The sequence below is a fragment of the Sphingomonas panacis genome (assembly GCF_001717955.1).
Classification (GTDB): domain Bacteria; phylum Pseudomonadota; class Alphaproteobacteria; order Sphingomonadales; family Sphingomonadaceae; genus Sphingomonas; species Sphingomonas panacis.
Window position 1 is genome coordinate 637,634 of the sequence record NZ_CP014168.1, and the last position, 25,507, is coordinate 663,140.

At 67.4% G+C, this 25,507-nt stretch carries 28 protein-coding genes; 11 read left to right on the top strand and 17 right to left on the bottom strand.

From position 1 onward, the window contains the following. Position 1 precedes the first annotated feature (1 nt). The 3 genes from J0A91_RS02950 to rpmI form a co-directional block, all read right to left on the bottom strand. A complete protein-coding gene (locus J0A91_RS02950; protein WP_069203663.1) occupies positions 2-622 on the bottom strand; it encodes a LysE family translocator in 621 nt (206 codons plus the stop codon). A gap of 163 nt (positions 623-785) precedes the next feature. Then, complete coding sequence (gene rplT, locus J0A91_RS02955; RefSeq protein WP_069203664.1) at positions 786-1,151, bottom strand: 50S ribosomal protein L20; 366 nt, start codon at positions 1,149-1,151, stop codon at positions 786-788. An 18-nt stretch (positions 1,152-1,169) separates the two neighbouring features. Next, complete coding sequence (rpmI, locus tag J0A91_RS02960) at positions 1,170-1,373, bottom strand: 50S ribosomal protein L35 (RefSeq protein WP_069203665.1); 204 nt, start codon at positions 1,371-1,373, stop codon at positions 1,170-1,172. A 158-nt stretch (positions 1,374-1,531) separates the two neighbouring features. Between rpmI and J0A91_RS02965 the strand changes: the two genes are divergently transcribed. Next, positions 1,532-3,667: an AsmA family protein gene (locus tag J0A91_RS02965; RefSeq protein ID WP_069203666.1), complete on the top strand. Its 2,136-nt coding sequence runs from the start codon at positions 1,532-1,534 to the stop codon at positions 3,665-3,667. 107 nt (positions 3,668-3,774) lie between these two features. Here the strand turns inward: J0A91_RS02965 and hisN are convergent, their stop codons facing one another. Both hisN and J0A91_RS02975 read right to left on the bottom strand, forming a co-directional pair. Next, on the bottom strand, positions 3,775-4,557 hold the full coding sequence (hisN, locus tag J0A91_RS02970; protein ID WP_069206978.1) for a histidinol-phosphatase: 783 nt from the start codon (positions 4,555-4,557) through the stop codon (positions 3,775-3,777). Positions 4,558-5,180: 623 nt separating this feature from the next. Next, entirely contained in the window at positions 5,181-5,471 is a 291-nt protein-coding gene (locus J0A91_RS02975; protein ID WP_069203667.1) for a 4a-hydroxytetrahydrobiopterin dehydratase, read from the bottom strand. Between the two features lie 55 nt (positions 5,472-5,526). Here J0A91_RS02975 and ccmA point away from each other — a divergent pair, with 55 nt between their 5' ends. Together ccmA and J0A91_RS02985 are read left to right on the top strand one after the other, a co-directional pair. Then, a complete protein-coding gene (gene ccmA, locus J0A91_RS02980; RefSeq protein WP_069203668.1) occupies positions 5,527-6,117 on the top strand; it encodes a heme ABC exporter ATP-binding protein CcmA in 591 nt (196 codons plus the stop codon). A gap of 5 nt (positions 6,118-6,122) precedes the next feature. Further along, positions 6,123-6,758: a heme exporter protein CcmB gene (locus J0A91_RS02985; protein WP_069203669.1), complete on the top strand. Its 636-nt coding sequence runs from the start codon at positions 6,123-6,125 to the stop codon at positions 6,756-6,758. A 70-nt stretch (positions 6,759-6,828) separates the two neighbouring features. Here the strand turns inward: J0A91_RS02985 and J0A91_RS02990 are convergent, their stop codons facing one another. The 10 genes from J0A91_RS02990 to coxB all read right to left on the bottom strand — a co-directional run bounded on the left by J0A91_RS02990 (position 6,829) and on the right by coxB (position 15,842). Further along, the gene (locus J0A91_RS02990; protein WP_069206979.1) at positions 6,829-7,710 is read right to left on the bottom strand and encodes a class I SAM-dependent methyltransferase; all 882 of its coding nucleotides are present in this window, start codon (positions 7,708-7,710) and stop codon (positions 6,829-6,831) included. A 106-nt stretch (positions 7,711-7,816) separates the two neighbouring features. Then, positions 7,817-9,220, bottom strand: a complete 1,404-nt coding sequence (gene thrC, locus J0A91_RS02995; RefSeq protein WP_069203670.1) for a threonine synthase — start codon at positions 9,218-9,220, stop codon at positions 7,817-7,819. 200 nt (positions 9,221-9,420) lie between these two features. Further along, positions 9,421-9,975, bottom strand: a complete 555-nt coding sequence (locus J0A91_RS03000) for an SURF1 family protein (protein WP_069206980.1) — start codon at positions 9,973-9,975, stop codon at positions 9,421-9,423. A gap of 53 nt (positions 9,976-10,028) precedes the next feature. Next, positions 10,029-10,427 carry a DUF983 domain-containing protein gene (locus tag J0A91_RS03005; protein WP_240502180.1) on the bottom strand — a complete coding sequence of 133 codons (399 nt, stop codon included), beginning with the start codon at positions 10,425-10,427 and terminating at the stop codon, positions 10,029-10,031. 10 nt (positions 10,428-10,437) lie between these two features. Beyond that, the gene (locus tag J0A91_RS03010) at positions 10,438-11,352 is read right to left on the bottom strand and encodes a cytochrome c oxidase subunit 3 (protein WP_069203672.1); all 915 of its coding nucleotides are present in this window, start codon (positions 11,350-11,352) and stop codon (positions 10,438-10,440) included. A gap of 34 nt (positions 11,353-11,386) precedes the next feature. After that, positions 11,387-11,869 carry a cytochrome c oxidase assembly protein gene (locus J0A91_RS03015; protein WP_240502269.1) on the bottom strand — a complete coding sequence of 161 codons (483 nt, stop codon included), beginning with the start codon at positions 11,867-11,869 and terminating at the stop codon, positions 11,387-11,389. A gap of 47 nt (positions 11,870-11,916) precedes the next feature. Beyond that, the gene (locus tag J0A91_RS25035) at positions 11,917-12,051 is read right to left on the bottom strand and encodes a hypothetical protein (protein WP_276204603.1); all 135 of its coding nucleotides are present in this window, start codon (positions 12,049-12,051) and stop codon (positions 11,917-11,919) included. Beyond that, on the bottom strand, positions 12,051-12,956 hold the full coding sequence (locus tag J0A91_RS03020) for a heme o synthase (RefSeq protein WP_069203674.1): 906 nt from the start codon (positions 12,954-12,956) through the stop codon (positions 12,051-12,053). Before J0A91_RS03020 ends, J0A91_RS25035 begins: the two co-directional genes overlap by 1 nt. A gap of 84 nt (positions 12,957-13,040) precedes the next feature. Further along, complete coding sequence (gene ctaD, locus J0A91_RS03025) at positions 13,041-14,732, bottom strand: cytochrome c oxidase subunit I (RefSeq protein ID WP_069203675.1); 1,692 nt, start codon at positions 14,730-14,732, stop codon at positions 13,041-13,043. Positions 14,733-14,735: 3 nt separating this feature from the next. Beyond that, positions 14,736-15,842, bottom strand: coding sequence for a cytochrome c oxidase subunit II (gene coxB, locus J0A91_RS03030; protein ID WP_069203676.1), 1,107 nt, complete (start codon positions 15,840-15,842; stop codon positions 14,736-14,738). Between the two features lie 213 nt (positions 15,843-16,055). On the opposite strand from coxB, the gene pyrE reads away from it, so the two are divergent. The 5 genes from pyrE to J0A91_RS03055 all read left to right on the top strand — a co-directional run bounded on the left by pyrE (position 16,056) and on the right by J0A91_RS03055 (position 19,912). Next, positions 16,056-16,640, top strand: coding sequence for an orotate phosphoribosyltransferase (pyrE, locus tag J0A91_RS03035; RefSeq protein ID WP_069203677.1), 585 nt, complete (start codon positions 16,056-16,058; stop codon positions 16,638-16,640). 127 nt (positions 16,641-16,767) lie between these two features. Continuing rightward, positions 16,768-17,496 (top strand): pyridoxine 5'-phosphate synthase, encoded by a 729-nt coding sequence (locus J0A91_RS03040; protein ID WP_069203678.1) that lies wholly within the window; start codon positions 16,768-16,770, stop codon positions 17,494-17,496. Between the two features lie 43 nt (positions 17,497-17,539). Beyond that, entirely contained in the window at positions 17,540-17,950 is a 411-nt protein-coding gene (gene acpS / locus J0A91_RS03045; protein WP_069203679.1) for a holo-ACP synthase, read from the top strand. Positions 17,951-17,954: 4 nt separating this feature from the next. Then, a complete protein-coding gene (gene lepB, locus J0A91_RS03050) occupies positions 17,955-18,836 on the top strand; it encodes a signal peptidase I (protein ID WP_069203680.1) in 882 nt (293 codons plus the stop codon). After that, positions 18,833-19,912: an AI-2E family transporter gene (locus J0A91_RS03055; protein WP_420852811.1), complete on the top strand. Its 1,080-nt coding sequence runs from the start codon at positions 18,833-18,835 to the stop codon at positions 19,910-19,912. The genes lepB and J0A91_RS03055 overlap by 4 nt, the downstream gene beginning before the upstream one ends. A gap of 39 nt (positions 19,913-19,951) precedes the next feature. On the opposite strand, the gene J0A91_RS03060 is transcribed toward J0A91_RS03055, so the two are convergent. Continuing rightward, on the bottom strand, positions 19,952-21,127 hold the full coding sequence (locus tag J0A91_RS03060) for a glycosyltransferase (protein ID WP_069203682.1): 1,176 nt from the start codon (positions 21,125-21,127) through the stop codon (positions 19,952-19,954). A 199-nt stretch (positions 21,128-21,326) separates the two neighbouring features. Between J0A91_RS03060 and J0A91_RS03065 the strand changes: the two genes are divergently transcribed. Genes J0A91_RS03065 through J0A91_RS03075 form a run of 3 tightly spaced genes read left to right on the top strand, consistent with a single transcriptional unit; the run spans position 21,327 to position 23,999 of the window. After that, a complete protein-coding gene (locus tag J0A91_RS03065; RefSeq protein WP_240502181.1) occupies positions 21,327-22,280 on the top strand; it encodes a hypothetical protein in 954 nt (317 codons plus the stop codon). Further along, entirely contained in the window at positions 22,267-22,803 is a 537-nt protein-coding gene (locus tag J0A91_RS03070) for a DUF2141 domain-containing protein (RefSeq protein ID WP_069203683.1), read from the top strand. The genes J0A91_RS03065 and J0A91_RS03070 overlap by 14 nt, the downstream gene beginning before the upstream one ends. Before the next feature lie 5 nt (positions 22,804-22,808). Continuing rightward, positions 22,809-23,999 carry a glycosyltransferase gene (locus J0A91_RS03075; RefSeq protein ID WP_069203684.1) on the top strand — a complete coding sequence of 397 codons (1,191 nt, stop codon included), beginning with the start codon at positions 22,809-22,811 and terminating at the stop codon, positions 23,997-23,999. On the opposite strand, the gene J0A91_RS03080 is transcribed toward J0A91_RS03075, so the two are convergent. Continuing rightward, positions 23,986-25,428 carry a glycosyltransferase 87 family protein gene (locus J0A91_RS03080; protein ID WP_069203685.1) on the bottom strand — a complete coding sequence of 481 codons (1,443 nt, stop codon included), beginning with the start codon at positions 25,426-25,428 and terminating at the stop codon, positions 23,986-23,988. The two genes, J0A91_RS03075 and J0A91_RS03080, sit on opposite strands and share 14 nt — an antisense overlap. Between the last annotated feature and the right edge of the window lie 79 nt (positions 25,429-25,507).

Consider the following 25,507-nt stretch of genomic DNA (forward strand, 5'->3'; position numbering starts at 1 on the left):
GTCAGACGCGGCTGCCGAGCAGCGCGGCGCCGAAACCGATGAAGATCAGCCCCGATCCGCGGTTGAACAGCCGCCGGCGGTTGGCGGGCGCGAGCCATGCCGCGAGTGAGCGCCCACCGAGCGCATAGACGCAGTACCAGCCGCTCTCGATCACCACGAAGCTGGCGACCAGAATGCCGAGCTGCGGCGCGAACGGACGGTGCAGGTCGAGAAATTGCGGGAACAGCGCGGCGGCGAAGATGATGAGCTTGGGATTCGAAAGGCCGGTGCCGAGCCCGGTCAGGTACAAGGCCCGCAGCGAGCGCTGCGGCGTCGCTTCGCCTTCGTCCGCGCTGCCGACCGGCGCGCGCCACGCCTTGACGCCGAGCCACACCAGATAGGCGACGCCGACATAGCGGATGATGTCATAGAGCAAAGGCGACGCCTTGAGCAGCGCACCCAGCCCCGCCGCCGAGGCGAGCAGGCACAGCAGCACCGCACTCATCAGCCCCGCCATCGACGCGAGCGCGCGGGCCGTGCCGTGCTGGATGCTCTGCACCATCACATGCAGCATGTTCGGGCCGGGCGTGCCCGAGACCAGGAAGACGACGGTGACGTACAGCCACCAGGTGTTCAGCGCCATGACGGGTTCCTACACCAAGGACCGACCATATTCCGTTCGCCCTGAGCGTGTGTGGGGGCTCGTGCTTCGACAGGCTCAGCACGAACGGGGAGAAGCCTCATATGCGAAAAGGGCGCCGGTGGTTGCCCACCGACGCCCCATGTCGCTTGACGCTACAGTCCGCTTACGCGGCCTGGGGCAGAGCCGCCTTCGCTTGCGCGATGATCGCGCTAAACGCCGCGCCTTCGTGCATCGCGATGTCGGCCAGAACCTTGCGGTCGAGTTCGATACCGGCGAGCTTCACGCCGTGCATGAAGGTGGCATAGGTCAACCCTTCGACGCGCACGGCGGCGTTGATGCGCTGAATCCACAAAGCGCGGAAGTTGCGCTTCTTAACCTTGCGGTCGCGATACGCATATTGGCCGGCCTTCTCGACGGCCTGACGGGCGATGCGGATCGTGTTCTTGCGACGGCCATAATAGCCCTTCGCCTGATCGAGAATCCGGTTGTGCTTGGCGCGGGTGGTAACACCCCGTTTTACGCGTGCCATCTATCTATATCCTTCCGCTCAACGCAGGCCGTAAGGCGCCCAGGCCTTAACCGCTGCGGTATCCGCCTTGGCGAGAACCTTGGTGCCGCGGTTCTGGCGGATGTACTTGCCGTTGTGGTGCAACAGGCGGTGGCGCTTGCCGGCGACGCCGTGCTTCAACAGGCCGGTGGCGGTGAACTTGAAGCGCTTCTTAACGCCGCTCTTGGTCTTGAGTTTGGGCATTTCTCGTCCTTTCGTTTTCGCGACGATCTATGAACGGCCACGGCAGCCCATACCGGCCGGGCAGTTCCTCTTACTCGCGGGAAGCGGGGCGCTTAGCGATTCGCCGGCGCAAATGCAACCGCCGGAACCGCTTTATGCGGCCGGGGGTTGGACGCCACATGGAAACCGCCGACCGCACGCCGTCTGCCCTCGACGATTCGCCCGCGCCCCGCCGCCGGCTCGGGCGGGGCTGGCGAATCGCGCGCAACGTGCTGCTCGGCATCGTCGCCGCGATCTTCCTCGTGTGGCTGGTGCTGTACATCACCAAGGGCCGTTTCCTCAAACATCCGTTCGAGCGGATCGTTGCCGGGCTGATCCACCGCGACGTGAAAGTGCGTGGCGATTTCCAGCTCTATTTCGATCCGATCACGATCAAGTTCGTCGCCGAAGGCATGACCGTCTCCAACCCGGCCTGGGCGAGCAAGCCCAATCTGTTCGAGGCACAGCGAATCGACACGCGGATCGCGCCGCTGTCGCTGATCTGGGGGCGCAAGCGGCTGCACTTCCTCGATCTGAACCAGGGCGCGATCGATCTCGAATGGAACGCCGCGCATACCCGCAATAGCTGGACGTTCGACGAGTCCAAGGACGATGCCAAGCCGTTCGTGCTGCCGCTGATCCAGCGTGCGCTCGTCGCGAAGACGACGCTGCGCTACCGCGACCCGCGCATGCGGCTGACCGCCGATCTGGCGTTCGAACCGATCCGGTCGCAGGGCACCAGCATCACCCAGGCGATCCGCTTCAGTGGTGACGGCGTGGTGCGCGATACGCCGTTCACGCTGACCGGCGCTTTGCTGTCGCCCAACGATACGGTGCGGCGCGGCAAGAACGCATTACAGGCCACCGCATATGCCGCGCACAACCGCATCGACGTGTCGGGCACATTGCCCGGCCTCACCGACATCGAGGGCGTCCCGCTCGACGTGAAGGCGCGCGGACGCAACGCCGCCGAACTGCTCGACATCATCGGCGTCGTCATTCCGCGCACGCGCACCTACACCGCGCGTGCGCAACTGGTGAAGACCGGCGACGAATATGCCTTCACCCGCCTCGTCGGCCGGTTCGGCGCGAGCGACCTTTCGGGCAAGTTCACGATCCGCAACATCCGCCCGCGCCTCAAGATCGACGCCGCGCTGGCGACTCGCTCGCTCGACATCGTCGATGCCGCGCCGTTCATCGGCTACAACCCCGATACCGTCGCTACCAAGGGCGCGATCGCCGCCGCCGCCGAGACCGGCGCCGCCCCGGCGCGCGTGCTGCCGGATGCCAATCTGCGAGTCGATGCGATCCGCAATTTCGATGCCGATGCGCATTGGACGGTCGGCGTGGTGCGGTCGCGCAACGTGCCGATCTCGCATATCGATCTCACCGTCTCGCTGGTCGACCGGCTGCTCAAGCTGTCGCCGCTCACCTTCTCGATGGCGCGCGGCAATGTCGCGGCCGACATCGTCATGGATGAACGGCGCGCGCCGATGCACACCGATTATGACATTCGCCTCGCACCCACGCCGATGGGCAAATTGCTCGCCGGCTATGGCGTCGATGAGGCTGGGACGACCGGCGTGGTCAAGGGCCGCATCCAGCTTGCCGGGGTCGGCGATACGCTGCACCAGTCGCTGTCGAACGCGCATGGCCGCATCGCCTTCATCATGCCGGAGGGCACGTTCTGGACGCGCAACGTGCAGATCGCCGAACTCGATATCGGCACGTTCGCGCAGAAGATGCTGCAAGGGAAGCTCAAGGAGCCCGTCCATATCAACTGCGGGCTGATCGGCTTTACAGTGCGGAACGGGGTCGCGGCGGCGGACCCGATCCTGATCGACACCACCAAGAACGTGATGCTCGGCCGGGGCGGCTTCAGCTTCCGCAACGAGGCGCTCGACCTGGCGTTCCGTGCCGACGGCAAGAAGTTCAGCCTGATCTCCGGGCAATCGCCGGTCGGCATTCAGGGCACCTTCGCCAAGCCCGGCATCAACCCGATCAGCGGCGACCTGATCGAGCGCGCCGGCGCCGGTTTGGCGCTCGGCATCGTCGGCACGCCGCTCGCGACGGTGCTGGCGTTCGTCGATATCGGAGACGCCAAGGCGGCGAAGTGCGGGCCGGTGCTCGCCGGCGCACCCGCCTCGGCGCAGCGCACGAAGGGCGGCAAGCCGCGCGACGATGTCGGCAACGGCACCACCGCCAAATCCGAAAACGGCAAGTCCGCGCCGGGCGAGAAGCGCGAGCAGCGCAAGAAGTTTCTGGGGATTTTCTGACGCTCCGTTCGTCCCGAGCGTAGTCGAGGGACCAGGAAAGAGCGCAGGTGCCTCGACTTCGCTCGGCACGAACGGCAGGGCGATCGGGGACGAACGGCGGAAGGGGATCAGTGCCCCCGGCAGCCCATCGCCTCGAGGATATCGTCGATCCGCGCGGGATCGCCCGCCGCGATCACCTCGCCGATGCTGTCGGCGGTGAGCGGATCGCCCTGCCAGTCGCACATCCGCCCGCCGGCGCCTTCGACGATCGGCACCAGCGCGGCGAAATCGTGAAGCTTCAGCCCCGCCTCGACGACAACGTCGAGCCAGCCGCTCGCGACGCAGCCGTAATTGTAGCAATCGCCGCCCAGCACCGTGCTCATCACCGCGCCATCGAGATGTTCGAAGGCATGCAACTGGCCGTCGTCGAACAGCGCCGGCGAGGTGGTGCCGAGCAGCGCCTTCGCCAGATCGGGGCAGCGCCGCGTTTCCGCCGGCTGGCCGTTGAACAGGGTCGGCCGCCCGATCGTGCCGACCCAGCGCTCGTTCAGGATCGGCTGGTCGAGCACGCCGAGCACCGGCCAGCCATCCGCGACCAATGCGATCAGCGTACCGAAGATCGGCCGCCCCGAGATGAACGCGCGCGTGCCGTCGATCGGATCGAGTACCCAGGCGCGCCCGCTCGTCCCCTCGCGCACGCCATATTCCTCGCCGATGATCGCATCGTCGGGAAAGCGCTGTTCGATGAGTGTGCGCATCGCCGCTTCCGCCGCGCGATCGGCAAGCGTGACGGGCGAGGCATCGTCCTTCGCCTCAAGCCCGGCGGGCTTGCGGTAATAAGGGCGGATCGCCGCACCCGCCGCTTCGGCGAGGGCAGTGGCGAGATCGAGATCGGCGGCAGTGACACGCATCATTTCCGCCTAGCCGTGCCGCGCGCGATCCGCCAGCGCCACAAGGCCGAGGGGATCAAAAGACGCCGGACGAAACTTTTCCTCCAGCCTTGGGATTTTTCACCAAGACTTGGCGCGTTGCACCGCACAAAATCGAACCCAGCGCGACGCAATTTCCCCATCTCCTTGTAAAACAACGCGTTTCACGACTTGGCACGCTCTCTGCAAACCCTCTGGCATCGGTCGTCGGATGGTCCGCCGCGCCGCTTCCACAGGGAATATCCTCATGAACGCTCGTATCGAATCGCTCCAGCAGATCGCCGCTTCGCTTGTCGGCGCCTTGTTCGTCACCGTCGTGCTGGTCAGCACCGCCGTCTCCATCGCCCCGATCGCATGATCGGGGACATTCCAGTTCGGGAGCGTCCGATGGTTCGGCCCGTCGCTTTCGCCGTCGTTTCGTTCGTGCTGACCAGCCTGATGCTGCTCGCCCAGTTCAGGATCGCCGGGCTGCTCTGAGGCCCGGCGATTGGCACGCTACCCGCACCGTTCGTTCTGAGCCTGTCGAAGGACGTGCGACGGACGCGGCGCTCTTGGCACGCCCTTCGACACGCTCACTGCGAACGGGCCTAAAAACCGTCGCGGATCTAACCCAACAGCCCCTCGATCGCGCGCGCGAGATCGATATCGCGGTACGACAGCCCGGCCGCATCATGCGTCGTCAGCAGGATGTCGACCCGGTTCCAGACATTGCTCCATTCGGGATGGTGATCGGCCTTTTCGGCGAGCAACGCCACGCGCGCCATGAAGCCGAACGCCGCCGAGAAATCCGCAAAGGTGAAAGTGCGCGTAATCGCGTCGCGCGCCTCGTCATAATCCCATTCGTCGAGTTCATCGAGTGCGTCGGCGCGTTCGATGTCGTTCAGTTGCTCCACCATCGCGTGAATCCTCGTGGCTGGCGCGGAGTGCGCCTTCTCGCCTAAGGCATAGCCGATGGCCGACCCCGATCAACCGCCCCGCCTCGCCTTTCACGGCGTCACGGGCGTGCGCGGCGGGCGCAGGCTGTTCGCGGGGCTGAGCTTCACCCTCGCACCCGGCGACGCGGCGCTGGTGACGGGTGCGAACGGCGTCGGCAAATCGACTCTTTTGCGCATCGCCGCCGGGCTGCTCGCCCCAGCCGAAGGCCGCGTCGAGACGCCGCGCTGCGCGCTGATGGCGGAAGCCGCCGCGCTCGATTCCGGGCAAACGCTCGAAGATGCGCTGCGCTTCTGGGCGGCGCTCGACGCCGCACCCGAGCCGGCGCGGCGCGTCACCGACGCGATGACTGCGACCGGGCTGGCGGCGCTGGCGCACGTGCCGGTGCGGCTGCTCTCGACCGGACAGCGCCGCCGCGCCGCGCTCGCGCGGGTGGTAGCGAGCGAAGCCCCGCTCTGGCTGCTCGACGAACCCGTCAACGGCCTCGATGCCGCGAGCGTGACGACACTCGAAACGCTGGTCGCAGACCATCGCGCGCGCGGCGGCATCGCGCTGGTGGCGACTCATACCGACATCGCGCTGCCGGGCGCGCTGGGCATCGCGCTGTGAGCGGCATGGCTCGCCTCATCGCCCGCGACCTGCGGCTCGCCTGGGCGGGCGGCGGCATGGTCAACCCCGTCGCGTTCTTCCTGCTCGTCGCGATCCTGTTCCCGTTCGCGGTCGGCCCCGATACCGTGCTGCTCGCGCGCATCGGCGGCGGGGTGATCTGGGCCGCCGCCTTGCTGGCCGCGTTGCTGCCGGTCGAGCGGCTGGTCGGCCCCGATGCCGAGGCGGGCGTGTTCGATCAGCTCGGCGTGCGCGGCTTTTCGATGGCGGGGGTCGCCGCCGCCAAGATCTTGGCGCACTGGCTGAGTTTTGCTCCGCCGCTGATGCTGGCGGCGGTGGTCGCGGCCGGACTGCTCGGGCTGCCGGCGGTGACGCTCGGCCGGGTCGAGATCGGGCTGCTGATCGGCACGCCCGGCCTCGCCGCGCTGGCGGTGGCGACCTCGGCACTGATCGCGGGGATGGGCGGCGCGGGTGCGCTCGCCGGGCTGCTGATGCTGCCGCTCGCGGTGCCGCTGCTGATCTTCGGCGCGGGTGCGCTCGATGGCGGCGCGGGCGCGCTGAAACTGCTCGGCGCGGTCAGCCTCGTGCTGGTCGCCGGCGCGCCGTTCGTCGCGGGCGCGGCGATGCGTGTGGCGATGGAATAGGCCGGCGCGACGCGGCAAAGCCGCGTCGTCGGACGGAGCTACGCTCCGCCGGCCGGGCGCGGTAACGGGATCAAGCCGACTTGCCGCCGTCACCGCGCCAGCGCGCGAAAATCGCGGTCGGCAGCAGCAACCCGCGCGCTTCCTCGCGCACCGCCATCTCGCCGACCTCGACCGTGCCGCCAAGATCACCGAGCGCCTGACGCACCACCTCGCCGATCGCGAGTGCCGACATCCGCACCGCATAGACCGTCAGCACGAGGAACTTGCTGTCCGCGTCGAGCAGCCGGCGGCAATCGGCGATCAGGCCGGGTAGCCCTTCTTCGAGCCGCCACACCTCGCCATCGGGGCCGCGCCCGAACTTGGGCGGATCGAGGAAGATGCCGTCGTAGCGCTTGCCGCGCCGGACCTCGCGTGCGGCGAACTTGGTCGCATCATCGACCATCCAGCGGATCGGGCGATCGGCGAGATCGGACAGGAAGGCATTGGCCTTGCCGGCCTCGACCGACTTTTTCGAAGCATCGACATGCGTGACGCCAGCGCCCTTCGCCGCCAGCGCGAGCGTGCCGACGCCGGTATAGCCGAACAGGTTGAGCACCTGGTCGCCCTCCGCAACCTGTTCGCGCATCCACGCCCATTGCGGCGCCATGTCCGGGAAGAACGCGAGATGGCGGAACGGCGTGTTCTGCGCGGTGAACAGAAGCTCTTCCCAGCGCACATGCCAGCCGCCGCGCGGCACGTCGCGCGACAGATGCCAACGCCCGCCGCCCTCTTCATCCGACGCACCGATGAAATCGCCATCGGCCTCCCAGCTTTCCGACGCGGGCGCCCACATCGCCTGCGGTTCGGGGCGGATGAAGCGGAAGCGGCCGTAGCGTTCGAGCTTGCGGCCGTTGCCTGAGTCGATCAGCCCGTAATCGGCCCACGGTTCGGCGATGAGGGTTTGAAGTTGCATCACCCTCACCCTTCCGTCGCTTCGCTCCTCCCTCCCTCTCCCAATGGGAGAGGGAAGGGGCCCCCCCGGCGCAGCCGGGTGGGAAGGGTGAGGGTGACGCGCGCGCTCACGCCCGAGCCACCGCACGTTCGGCGATATACGCGGTCACCGCCTCGAACGTGCCGGGCAGAGTCGCATAGCGCTCCTCGCGATCGAACAGATCGCCGACGCGGGCGGGCAGACCGGGACGCATGCCGATCGCGCGTTCGACCGCGTCGCCGAACTTCGCGGGATGCGCGGTGGCCAGCGTCACCACGGGCACGTCCGCCGGCAACCCGGCACGGCGCGCGGCGGCGAGGCCGATCGCGGTGTGCGGGTCGATCACTTGGCCCGCATCCTCGCTCGCCCAGCGCATCGCCAGCGCCATGTCGTCGAGATCGACGCGGTCGCTCGCGAACAGCGCCGACGCGCCACCGGCCTGCGCATTGGTGAGCCGCATCGCCTTGCTCGCCTCGAACCCCTGCATCTGCGCGGCGAGCGCGTGGCCGTCCCGCCCGCCGAGATCGAACAGCAATCGCTCGAAATTGCTCGACACCTGGATATCCATCGACGGGCTCGGCGTCGGCACGACGGTGCCTTGCGAATAATCGCCGGCGCTGAGCGCGCGGTGGAGGATGTCGTTGACGTTGGTCGCGACGATCAGCTTGGCGACCGGCAACCCCATCTTGGCGGCGACATAGCCGGCGAACACGTCGCCGAAATTGCCGGTCGGCACCGCGAACGCGACCGGGCGCTCGGGCGCGCCGAGCCGGACGGCGGCGTAGAAATAATAGACCACCTGCGCCATCAGCCGTGCCCAGTTGATCGAATTGACCGCCGACAGCGCGAACGTGCCCGAAAAATGAGGATCGTTGAACATCGCCTTCACCAGCGCCTGACAATCGTCGAAACTGGCGTTCTCCAGCGCGAGATTGTGGACGTTGGGGGCGAGCACCGTCGTCATCTGGCGGCGCTGCACCTCGGACACGCGGCCCTTGGGGTGGAGCATGAAGATATCGACGCCGGCGCGACCCGCAAGCGCATCGATCGCTGCCGAGCCGGTGTCGCCCGAGGTCGCGCCGATCACGGTGACGTGATGCTGCGAGCCGGCGAGGAACCGTTCGAACAGCAGCCCGAGCAATTGCAGCGCGACATCCTTGAACGCGAGCGTCGGGCCGTGGAACAGTTCGAGCAGCCAATGCTGGTGATCGAGCTGGACCAGCGGGGTGACGGCGGCGTGCGCGAAGCGGCCATACGCTTGCTCGCACAAGCTCCGCAGATCCTCGCGCGAGAGCGTGCCTTCGACGAACGGCGCCATCACCGCGACGGCGGTATCGACATAGGATGCGCCGCGCAGAGCCGCGATCTCCTCGGTCGACAGGCTCGGCCAGGTTTCGGGCAGATACAGGCCACCATCGCTGGCGAGGCCCGCGAGCGTGACCTGTTCGAAATCGAGGGCGGGCGCATCCCCGCGCGTGCTGATGTAGCGCATAGGCCGGTCGGGTTAGCGACGTGCGCGGGTCATCGCAACCTACGGTTCGCGGTGTCCGCTCCGCCGTTCGTGCTGAGCCTGTCGAAGCACGTGCCCCAGCGGCCCGTTACACGTCACCCCAGCGCAAGCTGGGGTCTCTTGGAAGAGCGCGTAACAAGAGCCGCGAAAGACCCCAGCTTACGCTGGGGTGACGATCGGGGTTAGCCCCGCTTGCGCAACGCCAGTATATAGATAATCCCCGCCACCCCCGCGAACACGAACCATTGCACCGCATAGGCGAGATGGTTGTTGGGCACCGACGACAGATCGGCCGGCGGGTTCGCCGCCAGTCCGGCGAGCGGCGGATCGGCGACGATCATCAGCGTTCTGGGCGCGCGCCCGAACGCGCCGGCGATCACCGGCTGGTGATCGGGCGCATAGGCGAGATAGCCCTGCACCGCGCCGCCATGCCATGTCGGTTTGGTGTTGGGCGCGCCGCTCACGCCGATCTGCACCGCGAAGCCCGGTCCTTCGGCGCCGGTGCGGCAGTGCGCGATCTGGCGCCAGCCGGGTTTGCCGCGTGCGTCGTGCCCGCCTTCGCTGCTCCAGCCGGTCGGTTGCAGGCAGAATGCGCCGGCGCGCCGGAACAGCAGGTCGTCGCCGAGCGGCACGCGCGGGAAGGTGATCGCGGGCAGGTCGCGGTTCGCCGCGAGCCGCGCGAGCAGCGCTTCCTTCTCGGCCCTGCGCTGGAGCTGCCACACGCCGAGCCCGATCATCGCCGCGACCGCGAGCGCGACGAGCAATGTGGCGACGACGGGCACGCGCCGCTTCAAGGCGTGATTCGCCCCTCGCGCGCGGCATTGCGATATTCGCTGACGAGCAGCGCCGCCTTGGTGATGCGCAGCGACCACATCGTGCCGCCGATCGTGACCGGAATCCATATCAGCGCCTGAACCCAGAACGGCGGCGCGAGCGCGAGTTGCAGCCAGATCGCCAAGCCGACGACGATCGCGCCGAGGATCAGGATCAGGAACGCCGCCGGCCCGTCACCGACGTTGAAGCCGGCGATATCGAGCCCGCATACGCGGCACTTGTCGGAGAAGGCCGTCCAGCCGCGGAACAGCGTCGGCGAACCGCAGCGCGGGCACAGCCCCTTGAGCGACGCCTCGACGAGAGTCGGTGGGGCGGCGCCAGCCGGTGTCGGCGCCACGGGTTCGGGAGCCGTCACCCGCGCGCGCTCAACCCGCGTGGACCGGTGCTCCCCAGCCGCCCCACACATAGATGGCGGCGAACAGGAACAGCCACACGACATCGACGAAATGCCAGTACCACGCCGCCGCCTCGAAGCCGAAATGCTGGCGCGGGGTGAAGTCGCCACGATAGACGCGCACCAGGTTCACGATCAGGAAGATCGTGCCGATGATGACGTGGAAGCCGTGGAACCCGGTCGCCATGAAGAACGCTGAGGTGTAGTTGATCCCCTTGAACGGGAACGGTGCCTCCGAATATTCATAGGCCTGGATCGAGCTGAAGATGATGCCGAGCACGATCGTCAGCCACAGCCCCTTCTTGACGCTGTCCTGCTCGCCGACGCCGATCAGGCCCCACAGCCCCTTCAGCGCGCCGCCGCGCTGGTTGTGGATCAGCGCGTGGTGCGACCAGGTCAGCGTCGTGCCCGAGAGCAGCAGGATCAGCGTGTTGAGCAGCGGGAAGCGGAAGGCGTCGATCACCTCCAGCCCCTTGGGCGGCCACACCGCGTTCGCCGCCGCAGCATCGGTGGCGAGGCTGACGGTTCGGCTCACCGCGTCGTAGATCAACGGGCGCGGGAACAGCGAGAAATCGAAGAACGCCCAGAACCAGCCGACGAAGAACATCACCTCCGAGGCGATGAACAGCACCATGCCGTAGCGCAGGTGAAGCTGGACGACAGGGGTATGGTCACCGGCATGCGCCTCGGTGATGACCTTGCCCCACCACAGGAACATCGTCGCGATGACAAGCGCCACGCCGAGGAAGAACACCGCGCCGCCATAGGCCGCCGAGTGCATCCACATGATGCCGCCGACCGCCATCACGCCCCCGGCGAACGCGCCCATGATCGGCGCGATGTCCGGCGGCAGGATATGATATGCGTGGTTCTTCGCGCCGGCCATCTCTCTCGTCCCCGTTTATCGGTTTGGTGGCACCCTAGCCCTTGGTCTTGGCGGAATCCACCGGGTAAAATGTGTAACTGAGCGTGATCGTCTGAACGTCGCTCGCATCGGGATCGGTGAGGATCTTGGGATCGACAAAGAAGATCACCGGCATGCGCGCGGTCTCACCGGGTTTGAGCGTCTGCTGGGTGAAGCAGAAGCACTGGATCTTGGTGAAATATTTGCCCGCCTGCGCCGGCGTGACGTTGAAGGTCGCGGTGCCGGTGATCGCGTGATCCGAGGTGTTGGTGGCGCGGAAGAACGCCATGTCGCGCGCGCCGACCGCAACGGTGTCGCTGCGCGCCTCGGGTTCGAACGTCCAGGGCATGTGCGGCGCGACATTGGTGTCGAAATCGATGCGGATCTGGTGATCGACCGCACCGGGCGCGACCGTGCCGCGCTGCGTGGTGCCGTTGAGGCCGGTCGCTTGACAGAACATCCGGTACAGCGGCACGCTCGCCCAGCCGAGGCCAGTCATGAAGCACACACCCAGCAGGGCGAGCAAGGCCGTGCGGGTGTTGCGGGTCAATGCGCCATCCCCGCTTTGATCTTGGCGATGGTGATCGCGAACACCAGCACCACGAAGGCGCCGAGGATCAACCCCAGCACCAGCGCGCGAGACCGTTGCCGCGCCCGGATCTCGTCGTCGCGCTTGGCCATCAGACGAGCCACTTGTCGGCGACGACCGCGCCGAACACGATGAACAGATACAGGATCGACCAGGCGAACAGCCGCTTTTCGGGCACCATGCGATCGTCAGGCCCGGTGGTGCGCGTGGCGACATGGACGACGAGCCCGGCGAACACCCCGGTCGTGACCAGCGCCACCACGCCGTAGAGCAATCCGCTCAGCCCCAACGCCCAGGGCGCGAGCGCGGTCAGCGCCATCGGGATCGTATAGAGGCCGATCTGCCGGCGGGTGACGCGCTCGCCCGCCACGACCGGCAGCATCGGGATGCCCGCCGCGCCGTAATCGCTGCGCATGAACAAAGCGAGCGCCCAGAAATGCGGAGGTGTCCACAAGAAGACGAGCGCGAACAGCAGCAGCGGCAGCGGCGCGACGCTGCCGGTCGCCGCCGCCCAGCCGATCAGCGGCGGGAACGCGCCGGCGGCACCGCCGATGACGATGTTCTGCGGGGTGCGGCGCTTGAGCCAGACGGTGTAGACCAGCACGTAGAACAGGATCGAGACGGTCAGGATCGCGGCGGCGACGAGGTTCACCGCCAACCCCATCAGGATCACCGAGAACGCCGACAGGCCGACGCCGAACTGGAGCGCGGTCTCGCGGTCCATCCGCCCGGCGGGGAGCGGGCGGCGCTCGGTGCGGCGCATCTTGGCGTCGAGATCGGCCTCATACCATTGGTTGAGTGCCCCCGCCGCGCCGGCGCCGAGCGCGATGCACAGGATCGCGGTGAAGCCGAGCACGGGATCGATCCGCACCGGCGCGGCGAGCATCCCGCACAGGCCGGTGAAAACGACGAGGGTCATCACGCGCGGCTTGGTCAGCGCGAGGAAATCGCGCGCGTGCGCCGGGACAGTGGGTGAAGGAGCGGTGGTGACGGTCATGATGGAACCGCGCCATACAGGCGCACGACCCTTGCGGAAAGGCCGCGACCCGAAACGATCGCGGCCTTTTCCGTCAGTGCCGCATCAGTGATGGCCATCGCCGCCGTCGATCACCGGCAGCGTCTCGAACTGGTGGTAGGGCGGCGGGCTCGACAGTGTCCATTCGAGCGTCGTCGCGCCATCACCCCACGGGCTGTCGCCCGCCGGCTTGCCCGCGAACAGAGACCAGATGATGTTGACGAAGAAGAAGATCATCGAGAACGCCATGACCATATAGCCGATCGTGGCGAAGTGGTTCCAATATTGGAGCGCGTCGGTGTAATCCGGCACGCGGCGCTGCATGTTCTGGAGGCCGAGGAAGTGCATCGGGAAGAACAGCATGTTCACGCCGATGAAGAAGATCACGAAGTGGATCACGCCGAGCGCTTCGTTGTACATCCGCCCCGACATCTTGGGGAACCAGTAATAGAAGCCAGCGAACAGCGAGAACACCGCGCCGAGCGACAGCACGTAGTGGAAGTGCGCGACGACGTAATAGCTGTCCTGCATGTAATCGTCGATGCCGCCGTTGGCGAGCACCACGCCGGTCACGCCGCCGACGGTGAACATGAAGATGAAGCCGATCGCCCACAGCATCGGCGTCTTGAACGTCATGCTGCCGCCCCACATCGTCGCGATCCACGAGAAGATTTTGATGCCGGTCGGCACCGCGATCACCATCGTCGCGGCGGTGAAGTACATCTTGGTGTTGACGCTCAAGCCCGTGGTGAACATGTGGTGCGCCCACACCACGAAACCGACCACGCCGATCGCGACCATCGCATAGGCCATGCCGAGATAGCCGAAGATCGGCTTCTTCGAGAAGGTCGAGATGACGTGGCTGACGATGCCGAAGCCCGGCAGGATCATGATGTACACTTCGGGGTGGCCGAAGAACCAGAACAGATGCTGGTACAGGATCGGATCGCCGCCGCCCGCCGGATCGAAGAAGGTCGTGCCGAAATTGCGGTCGGTCAGCAGCATGGTGATGGCGGCGGCGAGCACCGGCAGCGACAGCAGCAGCAGGAACGCGGTGACCAGCACCGACCAGACGAACAGCGGCATCTTGTGGAGCGTCATGCCCGGCGCGCGCATGTTGAAGATGGTGGTGATGAAGTTGATCGCGCCGAGGATCGACGACGCGCCGGCGAGATGCAGCGACAGGATCGCCATGTCGACGCTCGGCCCGGGCTCGCCATAGGTGGAGAGCGGCGCGTACACCGTCCAGCCGGTGCCGGCACCGCCGAAGAACGGCGAGGCGAGCAGCAGCGTGAAGCTCGGGATCAGCAGCCAGAAGCTGATGTTGTTCATGCGCGGGAACGCCATGTCGGGCGCGCCGATCATGATCGGCACGAACCAGTTGCCGAACCCGCCGATCATCGCCGGCATCACCATGAAGAACACCATGATGAGGCCATGCGCGGTGATGAGCACGTTCCACAGGTGGAGCGAATGATCGAGGCCCTGCTCGCCGCCCGGCAGATACGCCGCCCACAGGTTGAGATACTGGATGCCCGGCTGCGACAGTTCGGCGCGCATCAGCCCCGAAATCGCACCACCGATGATCCCCGCGCAGATCGCGAAGATCAGATACAGCGTACCGATATCCTTGTGGTTGGTCGACATGAACCAGCGCGCGAAGAACCCCGGCGCGTGGTGTGCGTCATGGTCGGCGTGGCCGTGGCCGTGATCGCCATGCGCCTCGAAGGCGGACGGATGGAGCGCGGTGTCGGTCATGCCTTATTGTCCCGCATTGCCGGCGCCGGCGGGATTGGCCGTCGCGCCTTGAGTGACTGTAGGAGCCTGTTCCGTCGCATTGTCGACGGGAGCAGTCGAATTGCCCGCTTCGAAGGCCGCGCCGGTTTCAGGCAGCGGCTGGCTGGCGGCGATCGCGGCGGCTGGCTTGGCGCTCGGCATCGTGCCGCCCTTCGCCTTCACCCACTGCGCGAACACGGCCGGCGACACCGCCTCGACCGTGATCGGCATATAGCCGTGGCGTGCGCCGCACAGTTCCGAACAGACGCCGAAATAGACGCCGGGCTTCTCGATCGTGAAGCTGGTCTCGTTGAGGCGCCCCGGCACCGCATCGAGCTTGATCCAGAACGCGGGGATCGCCCAGCTATGGATCACGTCATTCGAGGTGGTGATGAGGCGGATCGGCACGCCGTAGGGCAGCACGACGCGGTTGTCGGTGGCGAGCAGGCGCGGGCCGTCGGCATCGGTACGGGCGCGTTCGCCCTTGCCGACCTCGTTCTTCTCTTTCAACATGTTGGCGGTGATCTCGAAGCCGCCATTGTCGGGATATTGATACGACCAATACCATTGGTTGCCGATCGCCTTGAGCGTCACGGCATTGTCGGGTGCCGGCTTGTACTGCGCATTGAGCAGCCCGATCGAGGGCAGCGCGATGCCGAGCAGGATCAGCACCGGCAGCCCGGTCCACAGCACTTCGAGCACGGTATTGTGCGAGGTCTTGGTCGCCACCGGCTGCGCGGCGCGGCGATAGCGCACCACCACCCAGGCGAGCAGGATCAGCACGAACACGCAGATGATCGTGATGAGCGGGAACAGGATGACATCGTGGAACCACAAGGCGCGGCGGCCATTCGGCGTCACCTGCGGCTGGATCGTGATCTTGCCATCGACCGGCATGCCGATTCCGGCGACCGGCAGCATCGCCGGTGCTCCGTCCATCGCAAGCATGGGATCGGTCTTGGCGGGGGCAGCGGCGGCTGGAGCCGCAGCCGGCGCAGCCGGTGGTGCGGCGGGGGCGGCCACGGCCTGCCCCAAGCCGGCAAGCGCGAGGCCCGCCGCGAGTACGATGCCCTTCAAGCCCATGATCCGCATCCCGTATCCTCGCCCCTGTAGAATACGCCGAGTCCTGCTGCGACGCCGGGCGAGATTACGCCCAATTTTTCCGACCTATACGCAAGCGATCCGCCGCCCTCAAGCACGAAGCCGTGTTTATTTGGCGACGCCGCTCGTCGCGGGCGTTGCGCGGCGCGGGTGCGCCTCCTAATCAGGCGCACCCTCTCCGCCCAACCTGCCGAGCCAGCGCCGATGACCGAAGACCAAGTCCTTGCCGAATTTCGCGCCGCCGACGCGCTGCTGGAAGGGCATTTCATCCTGTCCTCGGGGCTGCGCAGCCCGCGCTACCTGCAATGTGCGCGCGTGCTGATGGACCCGCGACGCGGCGCGCGGCTGGCCGAGGCGCTCGCCGCCAGCCTGCCCGCGGAAATCCGCGACAGCATCCAGGCGGTCGTGTCCCCGGCCATGGGCGGGGTGATCGCAGGGCATGAGATGGGCCGCGCGCTCGGCGTCGAGGCGATGTTCCTCGAACGGCCCGAAGGCGTGTTCGAACTGCGCCGGGGTTTCCGCCTTGCGCCCGGTACGCGCGTGCTGATGATGGAGGACGTCGTGACGACGGGCCTTTCGTCGCGCGAGGCGATCGCAGCGATCGGGCGCGCGGGCGGCGTGACCGTCGCGGCGGCCTCGCTGGTCGATCGCTCGAACGGGACCGCCGATCTCGGCGTGCCGTTCTTCCCGCTGGTGCGGATCGACGTGCCGACCTACGCCCCCGACGCGCTCCCGCCCGAGTTGGCCGCGATCCCGGCGATCAAGCCCGGCAGCCGGGCGGCGGCATGACGGTCGCTATGCGCGCGGCCCCCTGCCCCCCGTTCGTCCTGAGCGAAGCCGAAGGACGTGCCCCAAGCGTCAGCGCTCCTGGCACGCACTTTGACACGCTCAGTGCGAACGGTTTGAGGGTTTGCATATGAACGATCGTCTCCGCCTCGGCGTCAACATCGATCACGTCGCGACGGTGCGCAACGCGCGCGGGGCGGGCTATCCCGATCCGGTACGCGCGGCGCTGGTCGCGGCGGAAGCGGGCGCGGACGGCATCACCGCGCATCTGCGCGAAGACCGTCGCCACATCACCGACGACGATATCGCCCGGCTCTCGGCCGAGCTGACCATCCCGCTCAACTTCGAAATGGCCGCCACCGACGAGATGCGCGACATCGCGCTGAAATACCGTCCGCACGCGGCCTGCATCGTCCCCGAAAAGCGCGAGGAGCGCACCACCGAGGGCGGGCTGGACGCGGCTGGCCAGTTCGCGCAGCTCGCGCCGCTGGTCGCCGACCTCACGGCCGCCGGCATCCGCGTGTCGCTGTTCATCGAGCCGTCCGCCGCACAGATCGACGCGGCGGTGCGACTCGGCTCGCCGGTCGTCGAACTGCACACCGGCCGCTATTGCGAGCTTGCCGGTGCGGATCAGACGGCGGAACTGCGGCGGATCGCCGACGCCGCCGCGCTGGCGGCGAAGAACGGCATCGAGGTCCACGCCGGCCACGGCCTGACCTATGACAATGTCGCACCGATCGCCGCGATCCCGCAGGTGCGCGAGCTCAACATCGGCCACTTCCTGATCGGCGAGGCGATCTTCCTGGGGCTTGGCGAAAGCGTCCGCCGGATGCGCGACGCGATGGACGCGGCGCGGTGAGTGGCACCCAGCTTTTCCCTCTCCCCGAACGGGGAGAGGGAAAATGATCATCGGCCTTGGCTCGGACCTGTGCAATATCGAGCGTATCCAGAACTCGCTCGATCGCTTCGGTGATCGCTTCGAACAGCGCGTGTTCACCGATCTCGAACAGCGCAAGGCCGCCCGGCGACCGCTCACCAAGGCGGGCACGCTCGCCAAGCGCTTCGCCGCGAAGGAAGCCTTTTCGAAGGCGGTGGGAACGGGATTCCGCGCTGGCGTGTTCATGAAGGACATCGGCGTCGTCAACGCACCCTCGGGCGCGCCAACGCTGGCGCTGACCGGCGGCGCGCGCGCGAGGCTTGACGCGATCACCCCCGAAGGCCACGTCGCGATCGTGCATCTGACACTGACGGACGATCACCCCTGGGCACAGGCGTTCGTCATTATCGAAGCCGTAGCGCGTACAGGAAGTTGACTGCATGAGTGAGGACGTAGCGTTGGACCCCGCACAGGAACCGGTCGAGACCGCCCGCCCCGCGCCGGCGCGCCGGACCGACTGGTGGGCGGAGGTCCGCGGCATCGTGTGGCTGGTCCTCGCCGTACTCGGCTTCCACACCTTCATCGCCAAGCCGTTCTACATCCCCTCGGAATCGATGCTGCCGGGGCTGGAGATCGGCGATCAACTGGTGGTGAGCAAATTCCCCTACGGCTGGTCGTTCATCTCGCCGACCTTCCACCTGCTGCCGTTCATGCACGGCCGGGTGTTCGGCCACCTGCCCGAGCGTGGTGACGTCGTGATCGTCACGCCGCCGGGCACCGAGACCGATTACATCAAGCGCGTGATCGGCCTGCCGGGCGAAACGTTGCAGGTGAAGGGCGGCGTGGTGTTCATCAACGGCGTGGCGCTGCAGCGCGGCCCGATCCACGATGCGCTGATCCCGGTCGACACCAACACCAAGTGCAGCGACGACGTCTATCCGGGCGCGCTCGAAACCGGCGCCGACGGCAAGGCCTATTGCCGGCTGCCGCTCGTCACCGAGACTTTGCCCAACGGCCGCCATTACGACACGGTCGAGCTCGGTTACAGCCGCGGCGACGATTACGGCCCGGTCAAGATCCCGGCCAACCACGTCTTCCTGATGGGCGACAACCGCGACCGCAGCTCCGACAGCCGCTTCCCCCTCGCCGCGCCCGACCTCGGCCTGGGCGGGCCGGTGCCGTGGGAATATCTCGGCGGGCGCGCGGAATTCATCACCTTCTCGAAGAGCGGTGACGGGACGTGGAACCCGCTGACCTGGGGGCAATCGTTCCGCAGCGGTCGCGCGGGCACCTCGCTTCATCCTGCGCGCACCCCGCAGTGAGCGAGCACGCACCCCTGGCAATCTCGGCCGAACCCGGCCCCAATGAAATGCGCGATCCGTTCGTGCGCAAGGAGATGAAGCGCGCCGCAGTGTGGTTCGGCATGGGCGGCGCGATCGCTTTGGTCGTGCTGCTGATCCAGCCGCTGCTCATCATCTTCGGCGGGCTGGTGTTCGCGGCGATGCTCGACGGCGGCGTTCGCCTGCTCGGCAAGGTGCTGCCGATCCCGCGGGTCTGGCGGCTGGTGATCGTCGTGGTGCTGACGGTGATCTTCATCATCGGCACCGGCTATCTGACCGGGATGCAGGTCGCCGCGCAGTTCGAGCAGTTGCGCGCCACGCTGATGGCGCAGGCGATGCGGCTGATCGAGTGGCTGTCGAGCATCGGGCTGATGCCGGGCAAGGCCGATATCAACAGCATGATCCAGCAGGCGCTCGGGTCTTTCGGCAAGCTCACCTCCTGGGTCGGCACCGCGATCGGTGCGCTCACCAGCCTGGTGATGGTGATGGTGATCGGCCTGTTCATCGCGATGGAACCGCGCCTCTACGAGGCCGGGCTGCAATGGATGCTGCCGACCGACACGCGCCGCGAATTCGCCATCACGATCGAACGCATGGCCAAGACGATGCGGAGCCTGCTCGCCGGGCGGTTGCTCGGCATGGCGCTGGAAGGCGTGATGACGGGGATCGCGCTCGCCTTCGCGGGCGTGCCGATGGCGCTGGTGCTCGGCATCATCACCGGCGTGCTGGCTTTCATCCCCAATATCGGCGCGATCGTGAGCGGGCTGATGATGGTCGCGGTCGGTTTCAGCGCGGGCCTGCATACCGGCGTGCTGGCGATCGTCATCTATTTCGTGATCCAGACGTTCGACGGCTATGTCGTCATACCGATGGTCGCGCGCAAGACGGTCGACCTGCCGCCGGCGCTGACGCTGTCGGCGCAGATCCTTACCGGCACGCTGTTCGGTGTGCTCGGCCTGGCGCTCGCCGATCCAATGACGGCGATGATCAAGGTCGCGCTGGAGCGCAATTCCGAACGCGCGGCGCGCAAGGACGCCGATGCGGCGGACGACGCTTAGGCTGTAATCGTGACCTGACGTTTCGCGGGAACGTCAGGTTCAGGCGCGCTCGCGAACCGGCGGGCGCAGGAACGACGCGCAGATCGGCAGCGCCGATGCCGGAACGGTGGCCGGCGCGCGGATGCCGGCGCGACGCGCGAGCACCAGATCATCGAACAGCGCGAGATAGGCGCTTGCCGACCCGGCGCCGGGTTGCGGCACGGGCGCGGGGCGCTGGCGGCCCGGAGCGAGCCAATGGTCGAGCGCAGCGACCAGCCCCGCCGAGTCGTTCGCGTCGACAATCGTGCCGAGCGCGGGCGACGCGATGATCTCGCGCACCGCCACGCTCGATTCGGTGGCGACCACCGGGGTGCCGGCCGCCAGCGCTTCGCGCAGCACGCCGGGCACGCCTTCGAAATCGGAGACCAGCGCCATCGCCGCCGCATGTTCGATCGCGAAGGTCGGATCGGCGACATGGCCGGGCAGCATCACGCGCTCGCCCAGCCCCAAAGCGGCGACCTGCGCCTCCAGCGCGCCGCGCGCCTCGCCTTCGCCGAGGATCATCAGGCTGACATCGCGATCGGCGAGCCGCGCGAACGATTCGATCAGCCGGTCCCAGCGCTTTTGCGGTGCAAGGCGCCCCACCCCGAGCAGGAAGCGCCCGGCGGGCACCGGTGAGCGCGCGGCACCGGCAATACGCTCAACCGGCGGGTTGGGGATGACGCTCAGCTTCGCCGCGGGCAGGCCGGTGGTGCGAACCGCCTCGATTTTCATCGCCGGTGTCATCGCGACGAGATGGTCGACGAAATGGCGATGCCAGCCGAGCCACACCCGGTAGGCAGGGGTGAGCGGCCAGCCCTGATCGTGGCGATCGAGCGCGTTCGAGACCTTGGCGACGATCGGCGGACAACCCGTGCCGAGCCGCAGCCGGACCCAGGCGGCGACTGCGGTATAATGGTTGCCGGGGCAGAAGATCAGATCCGGCCCGAGCCGCGCCGCGATCTCCGCCACGCTGGCCATGCCGAGATAGCTCGCGTCGCCCAGTTCGATCACATCAACGCCGATCGGCAGCTTCGCCACGAGCGGCCCGCTGGCATCGCCGATCACCAGCGTCACGCGCCGGCCAAGCGCAACCCAGCCCGCCGACAGCCGCAGCAACGCGTCTTCGACGCCCCCGCCTTTGAGCGTCTGCGCATATGTAAGGATATGAGCGGACGGGGCGCGCGGGCTGAGCATAAGGAGGCGGTAACCTACGATTGTCGCAAAAGTTTCGCAACTGCGACGGAAAATGTTGCGGTGCGATAGGCCGGGAACCAGAACCGGCAATCGACCATTGTTACCTGCCGTGCTCACTGCATGCGGTTTGCTGATCGCACGATATACGGCTAAGCGCCGCAGGTGCTCGACGCGATCGAGCGGTTACGGACTATCCCAGGTGGACACATTTCCTTCCGGGGCGGCGGCACCGACTCGTGCCGTCGACTCTCCGGTTCCCATCCCCCCCGATCTCGCCGGCCTCGAACCGGTACAGACCCTCAAGCGCCGCTGGCCCTCCTATCTGGGCGCGGCGGTGACGGTGGTGATGGTGCTGCTGCTCGGACGGCAATTGCTGGCGACCGGCCTCGCCGGGCTGGTGGACGCGCTTCCCGACAGCCCGTGGTTCTATGTTTTCTTCGTGATGCTCTATTTCTCGTCGGTGACGGGGGACTATGTCATCTTCCGGAAATTATGGAAGATCCCGCCAGAGGGCTTCGTGGCGCTGGCGAAGAAGCGAATCGCCAACGACATGCTCAATTATTCGGGCGAGGCGTATTTCTACACCTGGGCGCGGCAGCGCACGTCGCTGGTGGCCGCCCCGTTCGGCGCGGTGAAGGATGTCAGCATCCTCTCCGCGATCGCCGGCAACGCCGTCACGCTGGGCATCACGGTGATCGCACTGTCGCTCTACCTCGGCCTGCTCACGCCGCACCAACAGCACATCGCGATCGGATCGACCGTGATCGTGTTCTTCATGTCGTTGCCGTTCCTGATCTTCTCCAAGCGCGTCTTCTCGCTGGCGCGGCGGACCTTGTGGTGGATCTTCGGCGTGCATGTCCTGCGGCTCATCGCCGGATCGGTGCTGGTCGCGCTGACCTGGCATTTCGGCATGCCGAGCGAGACGATCGGCATGTGGCTGCTGCTCGCAGCGCTTCGGATGATCGTGTCGCGGCTGCCGCTCGTGCCAAACAAAGACCTTTTTTTCGCCTTATCCACTCCCCTTATCGGTCAGAGTGACGAGGTTAGGAATCTTGTCGCTCTGACGGCGGGCCTTACGCTCGTCATGCATGTGGTGCTGCTCGCGCTGTTCAGCCTGTCCGGGCTGTTGAGGAAGAAAAATGCAGGTTCGTAGTCTGGCGGCGCTCGCCGCCGTCCTCGTCGCCGTCGGCGGCACCCCCGCGGCGGCGCAGGCCGGCGTGCTCGGCAGCGACAGCGCCGCCTGCATGGGCGGCGGCGGCCCGGCGATCCGGGTCAACGTCGACGGACTCAAGGACCGGATCGGCGAGCTGAAGCTCGAACTCTATCCCGCCAACGATGCCGATTTCCTCAAGGACGATCGCGATCTCATCAAGGAAGGCAAGTTCTTCCGCCGCGTCCGCGTGCCGACGCCCGCGACCGGGGCGATCTCGCTGTGTATCAAGGCGCCGACGCCGGGCAAATACGCGTTGCTGTTCACCCACAACCGCGACGGCAAGAACAAGTTCAACTTCTGGTCCGATGGCGCCGGCTTCCCGAGCAACGTGAGACTCGGCCGGGCGCGGCCCAGGCTCGACATGGCGACCATCACCGTGCCCGAAGGCGTCGTGACCACGGACATCCATGCGCAATATCTGCGCGGCCTCGGCGGCTTCGGCCCGATGGCCAACGGGAGCTGAGCGCGATGCGGATCGTCGACGTCAACGAATTCTATTCCCCCACCGGCGGCGGGGTCCGCACCTATATCGATCGCAAGATGGGCATCATGTCCGATCTCGGCCACGAACTGATCGTGATCGCACCGGGCGAGAAGAACGAGATCGAGGAGCGCCCCGGCGGCGGGCGCGTGGTGTACATCAAGGCCGGGCGGCTGCCGTTCGACCGCAACTATGGCCTGTTCTGGGATCCGGCGCCGATCACCCATGCGCTCGACCGGCTCCAGCCCGATCTGGTCGAGACGTCGTCGCCGTGGCGGCCGCCGTGGATCGTCGGCGGCTGGCAGGGCGATGCGGTGAAGACCTTCTTCATGCACAACGACAATGTCGCCGCTTATGCGCTGCGCTGGTTCGAGCATCTCGCGCCGATCGAGCGGATTGAGCGCGCGTTCCTCTGGTACAGCCGCTACATGACCGGCTTCCTCGACCGTTTCGACGCGGTCGTCACCAACGGTCCGGCGCTGGAGAAGCGCCTCAAGGCGCGCGGCGTGCGGATCGACGCGTCGATGCCGCTCGGCATCGAGATCGGCCATTTTTCGCCAGATCTGCGCGACGAGCGGCTGCGCGCGGCGTTGCTCGCGCAGTGCGGGCTGCCCCCGCACGGGCACTTGCTGCTCGGGCTGGGGCGGCATCATCCCGAGAAGCGCTGGCGGCTGGTGATCGACGCGGTCGAGCGCGCGGGGGCCGATCTGCCGGTCGGGCTGATCCTGCTCGGCGCCGGCGTCGAGACCCAGAAGATCGAGAAGCGTGTCGCGGGCAGCCCGCATATCCGCCTGTTCCGCCCGGTTTATGATCGCGAGCGGCTGGCGCGGATCATGGCGAGCTGCGACGCGCTGATCCACGGCTCGGAAGCCGAGCCGTTCGGGCTCGTCGCGTCCGAGGCGATGGCGGCGGGGCTGCCGCTGATCGTGCCCGACACCGGCGGCTGCGCCGAAGTCGCCGATCCGCGCACGTCGGAACTGTACACCGCGCGCGATGCCGGCTCGGCCGCGCTGGCGATCGCCCGGCTGTTCGCGCGCGACCAGACGCTGCTGCGCCGCGCCGCATGCGTCGCCGCGGGCAAGGTCCGCAGCGACCGCGAGCATACTGTCGAACTGATGGCGTATTACGAGGGACTGGTCCGCGCCAAGCGCGACGGCAAGCTGCTCAACGCGGCCTGAGATAAAGGCGGAAGCGCGCGCCCGGCACGGCGTCCGCCCGATAGCCATGTGCCCGCGCCCAGCGTTCGAGCGGGCGCTCCAGCGCGGCGTCGCCGCTGGTCCACGCGCCTTCCCCGCCGAGCAGGATCGCGCCCGGCGTGCCGAGCGCGTCGAGACGATCGCCCGAGAGCGCGTGCAGCGCCGGCTCCTGCTGCGGCGACAGCAACGCGTGGCTGCGAAAATAGAATGGCCCGGCCGCGAAGCGCGGATCGACCAGACGCCCCGCCCCCGCCAGGAATTGCGGCGATAGCGTCACGACCGGACCGGCCACCCCGGCCCGATCCAGCCGCGCGCCGATCGCCGCCGACTGGCGCATCGCCATGAGGATCGGCACGCCCGCCGCCACCCCGGCCAAAGCGATGAGGCTCGGCGCGACGCCGGCGAGCACGAACATTCCGGTCACGCGCCGCGCGGTCCGCCCCGGTGGTCGCGCTTCGATCGCCAGCGCGAATCGCACGAACAGCGGCGGCAGCACCGGCGCGAGATATTGCCGCCACGTCGGCGCGGGCATCAGTGCGGCGACGAACGCGGCGATCAGCAGCACGTCGAGCAGCAGCCGGGTCGGATCGCGCCGCCGTTCGCGCGCGACCGCGACGATCGCCACCAATGCGGGGCCGAGCGCGAGGAATTTGAGCGTGTCGACGAACTTGGTCGCCAGCCCGAGCTTCCACCCGCGCCCGTCCGCGACGTAATATTCGGCCGGCGCGCGAGTCGGGAACGCGAGCACGCCGAACAGGAACGCCGCCGGATCGAGGCGGTAGAACCAGCCGACCAGCAGCGCGGCGGGCGCGGCACCCAGCGCCACCAACAGCGGCCGATGCCGCCGGTCGGCAAGCGTGAGCATGCCGTAGACCAGTGCCGGCACCGCGTAAGACACTTTCGCCGCCGCCGCGGCCGCAAGCAGACATCCGGCGAGCAGCGCCGAGCCGGGTGTCGCCCGGCCCATGCTACCGCGCACCAGCGCCGGCAGCGCGGCGGCGAACAGCGCCAGCGGCAGCGCGTCGTTGCGCGCGGTGCCGATGCTGAACAGCAGGATATCGCAGCAGCCGAACAGCGCCGTCGCAGTGACGGCTGCGCGCGGCCGCACCCCGGCGATCCGCGCCGCCCGGTACACACCGCCGAGCGCGATCACGCCGAGCAGCGCGTTGACGATGCGCAACACCGGCCACGCCCAGTACCCCGCGAGCCAGGCGACCGGCGCGAACAGCAACGGCTGGAGGGGCGCCTGTAGATAGAGATAGTCGCGATATGGCAGGCTGCCGTGCGCGCTCAGCGTTGCCGCCGCGACATATTGGCTCTCGTCATGATCGAGCGGGCGCAACAGCGCGAGCAGCACGAGGAGGACGGCCAGCGCGAACCAGGCGGACGCGCCGCGAACCGAGAGCTTCATCGCGCAAGGCTGTAACGTGTCACGACGGCGAAACAACCCGCAGGCAGAGCGCGCGCAACGCCATAAGGATGTCGCCGTC

Bases quoted from the DNA above. Each gene is read 5' to 3' on its own strand.
- rpmI (WP_069203665.1), bottom strand. From the start codon at position 1,373: ATGCCCAAACTCAAGACCAAGAGCGGCGTTAAGAAGCGCTTCAAGTTC.
- pyrE (WP_069203677.1), top strand. From the start codon at position 16,056: ATGACCGAAGACCAAGTCCTTGCCGAATTTCGCGCCGCCGACGCGCTG.
- J0A91_RS03010 (WP_069203672.1), bottom strand. From the start codon at position 11,352: ATGGCCGGCGCGAAGAACCACGCATATCATATCCTGCCGCCGGACATC.
- rplT (WP_069203664.1), bottom strand. From the start codon at position 1,151: ATGGCACGCGTAAAACGGGGTGTTACCACCCGCGCCAAGCACAACCGG.
- J0A91_RS02985 (WP_069203669.1), top strand. From the start codon at position 6,123: ATGGCTCGCCTCATCGCCCGCGACCTGCGGCTCGCCTGGGCGGGCGGC.
- J0A91_RS25035 (WP_276204603.1), bottom strand. From the start codon at position 12,051: ATGGCCAAGCGCGACGACGAGATCCGGGCGCGGCAACGGTCTCGCGCG.
- ccmA (WP_069203668.1), top strand. From the start codon at position 5,527: ATGGCCGACCCCGATCAACCGCCCCGCCTCGCCTTTCACGGCGTCACG.
- J0A91_RS02975 (WP_069203667.1), bottom strand. From the start codon at position 5,471: ATGGTGGAGCAACTGAACGACATCGAACGCGCCGACGCACTCGATGAA.
- thrC (WP_069203670.1), bottom strand. From the start codon at position 9,220: ATGCGCTACATCAGCACGCGCGGGGATGCGCCCGCCCTCGATTTCGAA.
- acpS (WP_069203679.1), top strand. From the start codon at position 17,540: ATGATCATCGGCCTTGGCTCGGACCTGTGCAATATCGAGCGTATCCAG.
- J0A91_RS02965 (WP_069203666.1), top strand. From the start codon at position 1,532: ATGGAAACCGCCGACCGCACGCCGTCTGCCCTCGACGATTCGCCCGCG.
- coxB (WP_069203676.1), bottom strand. From the start codon at position 15,842: ATGCGGATCATGGGCTTGAAGGGCATCGTACTCGCGGCGGGCCTCGCG.
- J0A91_RS03000 (WP_069206980.1), bottom strand. From the start codon at position 9,975: ATGATCGGGCTCGGCGTGTGGCAGCTCCAGCGCAGGGCCGAGAAGGAA.
- J0A91_RS03070 (WP_069203683.1), top strand. From the start codon at position 22,267: ATGCAGGTTCGTAGTCTGGCGGCGCTCGCCGCCGTCCTCGTCGCCGTC.
- ctaD (WP_069203675.1), bottom strand. From the start codon at position 14,732: ATGACCGACACCGCGCTCCATCCGTCCGCCTTCGAGGCGCATGGCGAT.
- J0A91_RS02990 (WP_069206979.1), bottom strand. From the start codon at position 7,710: ATGCAACTTCAAACCCTCATCGCCGAACCGTGGGCCGATTACGGGCTG.
- J0A91_RS03080 (WP_069203685.1), bottom strand. From the start codon at position 25,428: ATGAAGCTCTCGGTTCGCGGCGCGTCCGCCTGGTTCGCGCTGGCCGTC.
- J0A91_RS03015 (WP_240502269.1), bottom strand. From the start codon at position 11,869: ATGACTGGCCTCGGCTGGGCGAGCGTGCCGCTGTACCGGATGTTCTGT.
- J0A91_RS02950 (WP_069203663.1), bottom strand. From the start codon at position 622: ATGGCGCTGAACACCTGGTGGCTGTACGTCACCGTCGTCTTCCTGGTC.
- J0A91_RS03040 (WP_069203678.1), top strand. From the start codon at position 16,768: ATGAACGATCGTCTCCGCCTCGGCGTCAACATCGATCACGTCGCGACG.
- J0A91_RS03060 (WP_069203682.1), bottom strand. From the start codon at position 21,127: ATGCTCAGCCCGCGCGCCCCGTCCGCTCATATCCTTACATATGCGCAG.
- hisN (WP_069206978.1), bottom strand. From the start codon at position 4,557: ATGCGTGTCACTGCCGCCGATCTCGATCTCGCCACTGCCCTCGCCGAA.
- J0A91_RS03020 (WP_069203674.1), bottom strand. From the start codon at position 12,956: ATGACCGTCACCACCGCTCCTTCACCCACTGTCCCGGCGCACGCGCGC.
- lepB (WP_069203680.1), top strand. From the start codon at position 17,955: ATGAGTGAGGACGTAGCGTTGGACCCCGCACAGGAACCGGTCGAGACC.
- J0A91_RS03075 (WP_069203684.1), top strand. From the start codon at position 22,809: ATGCGGATCGTCGACGTCAACGAATTCTATTCCCCCACCGGCGGCGGG.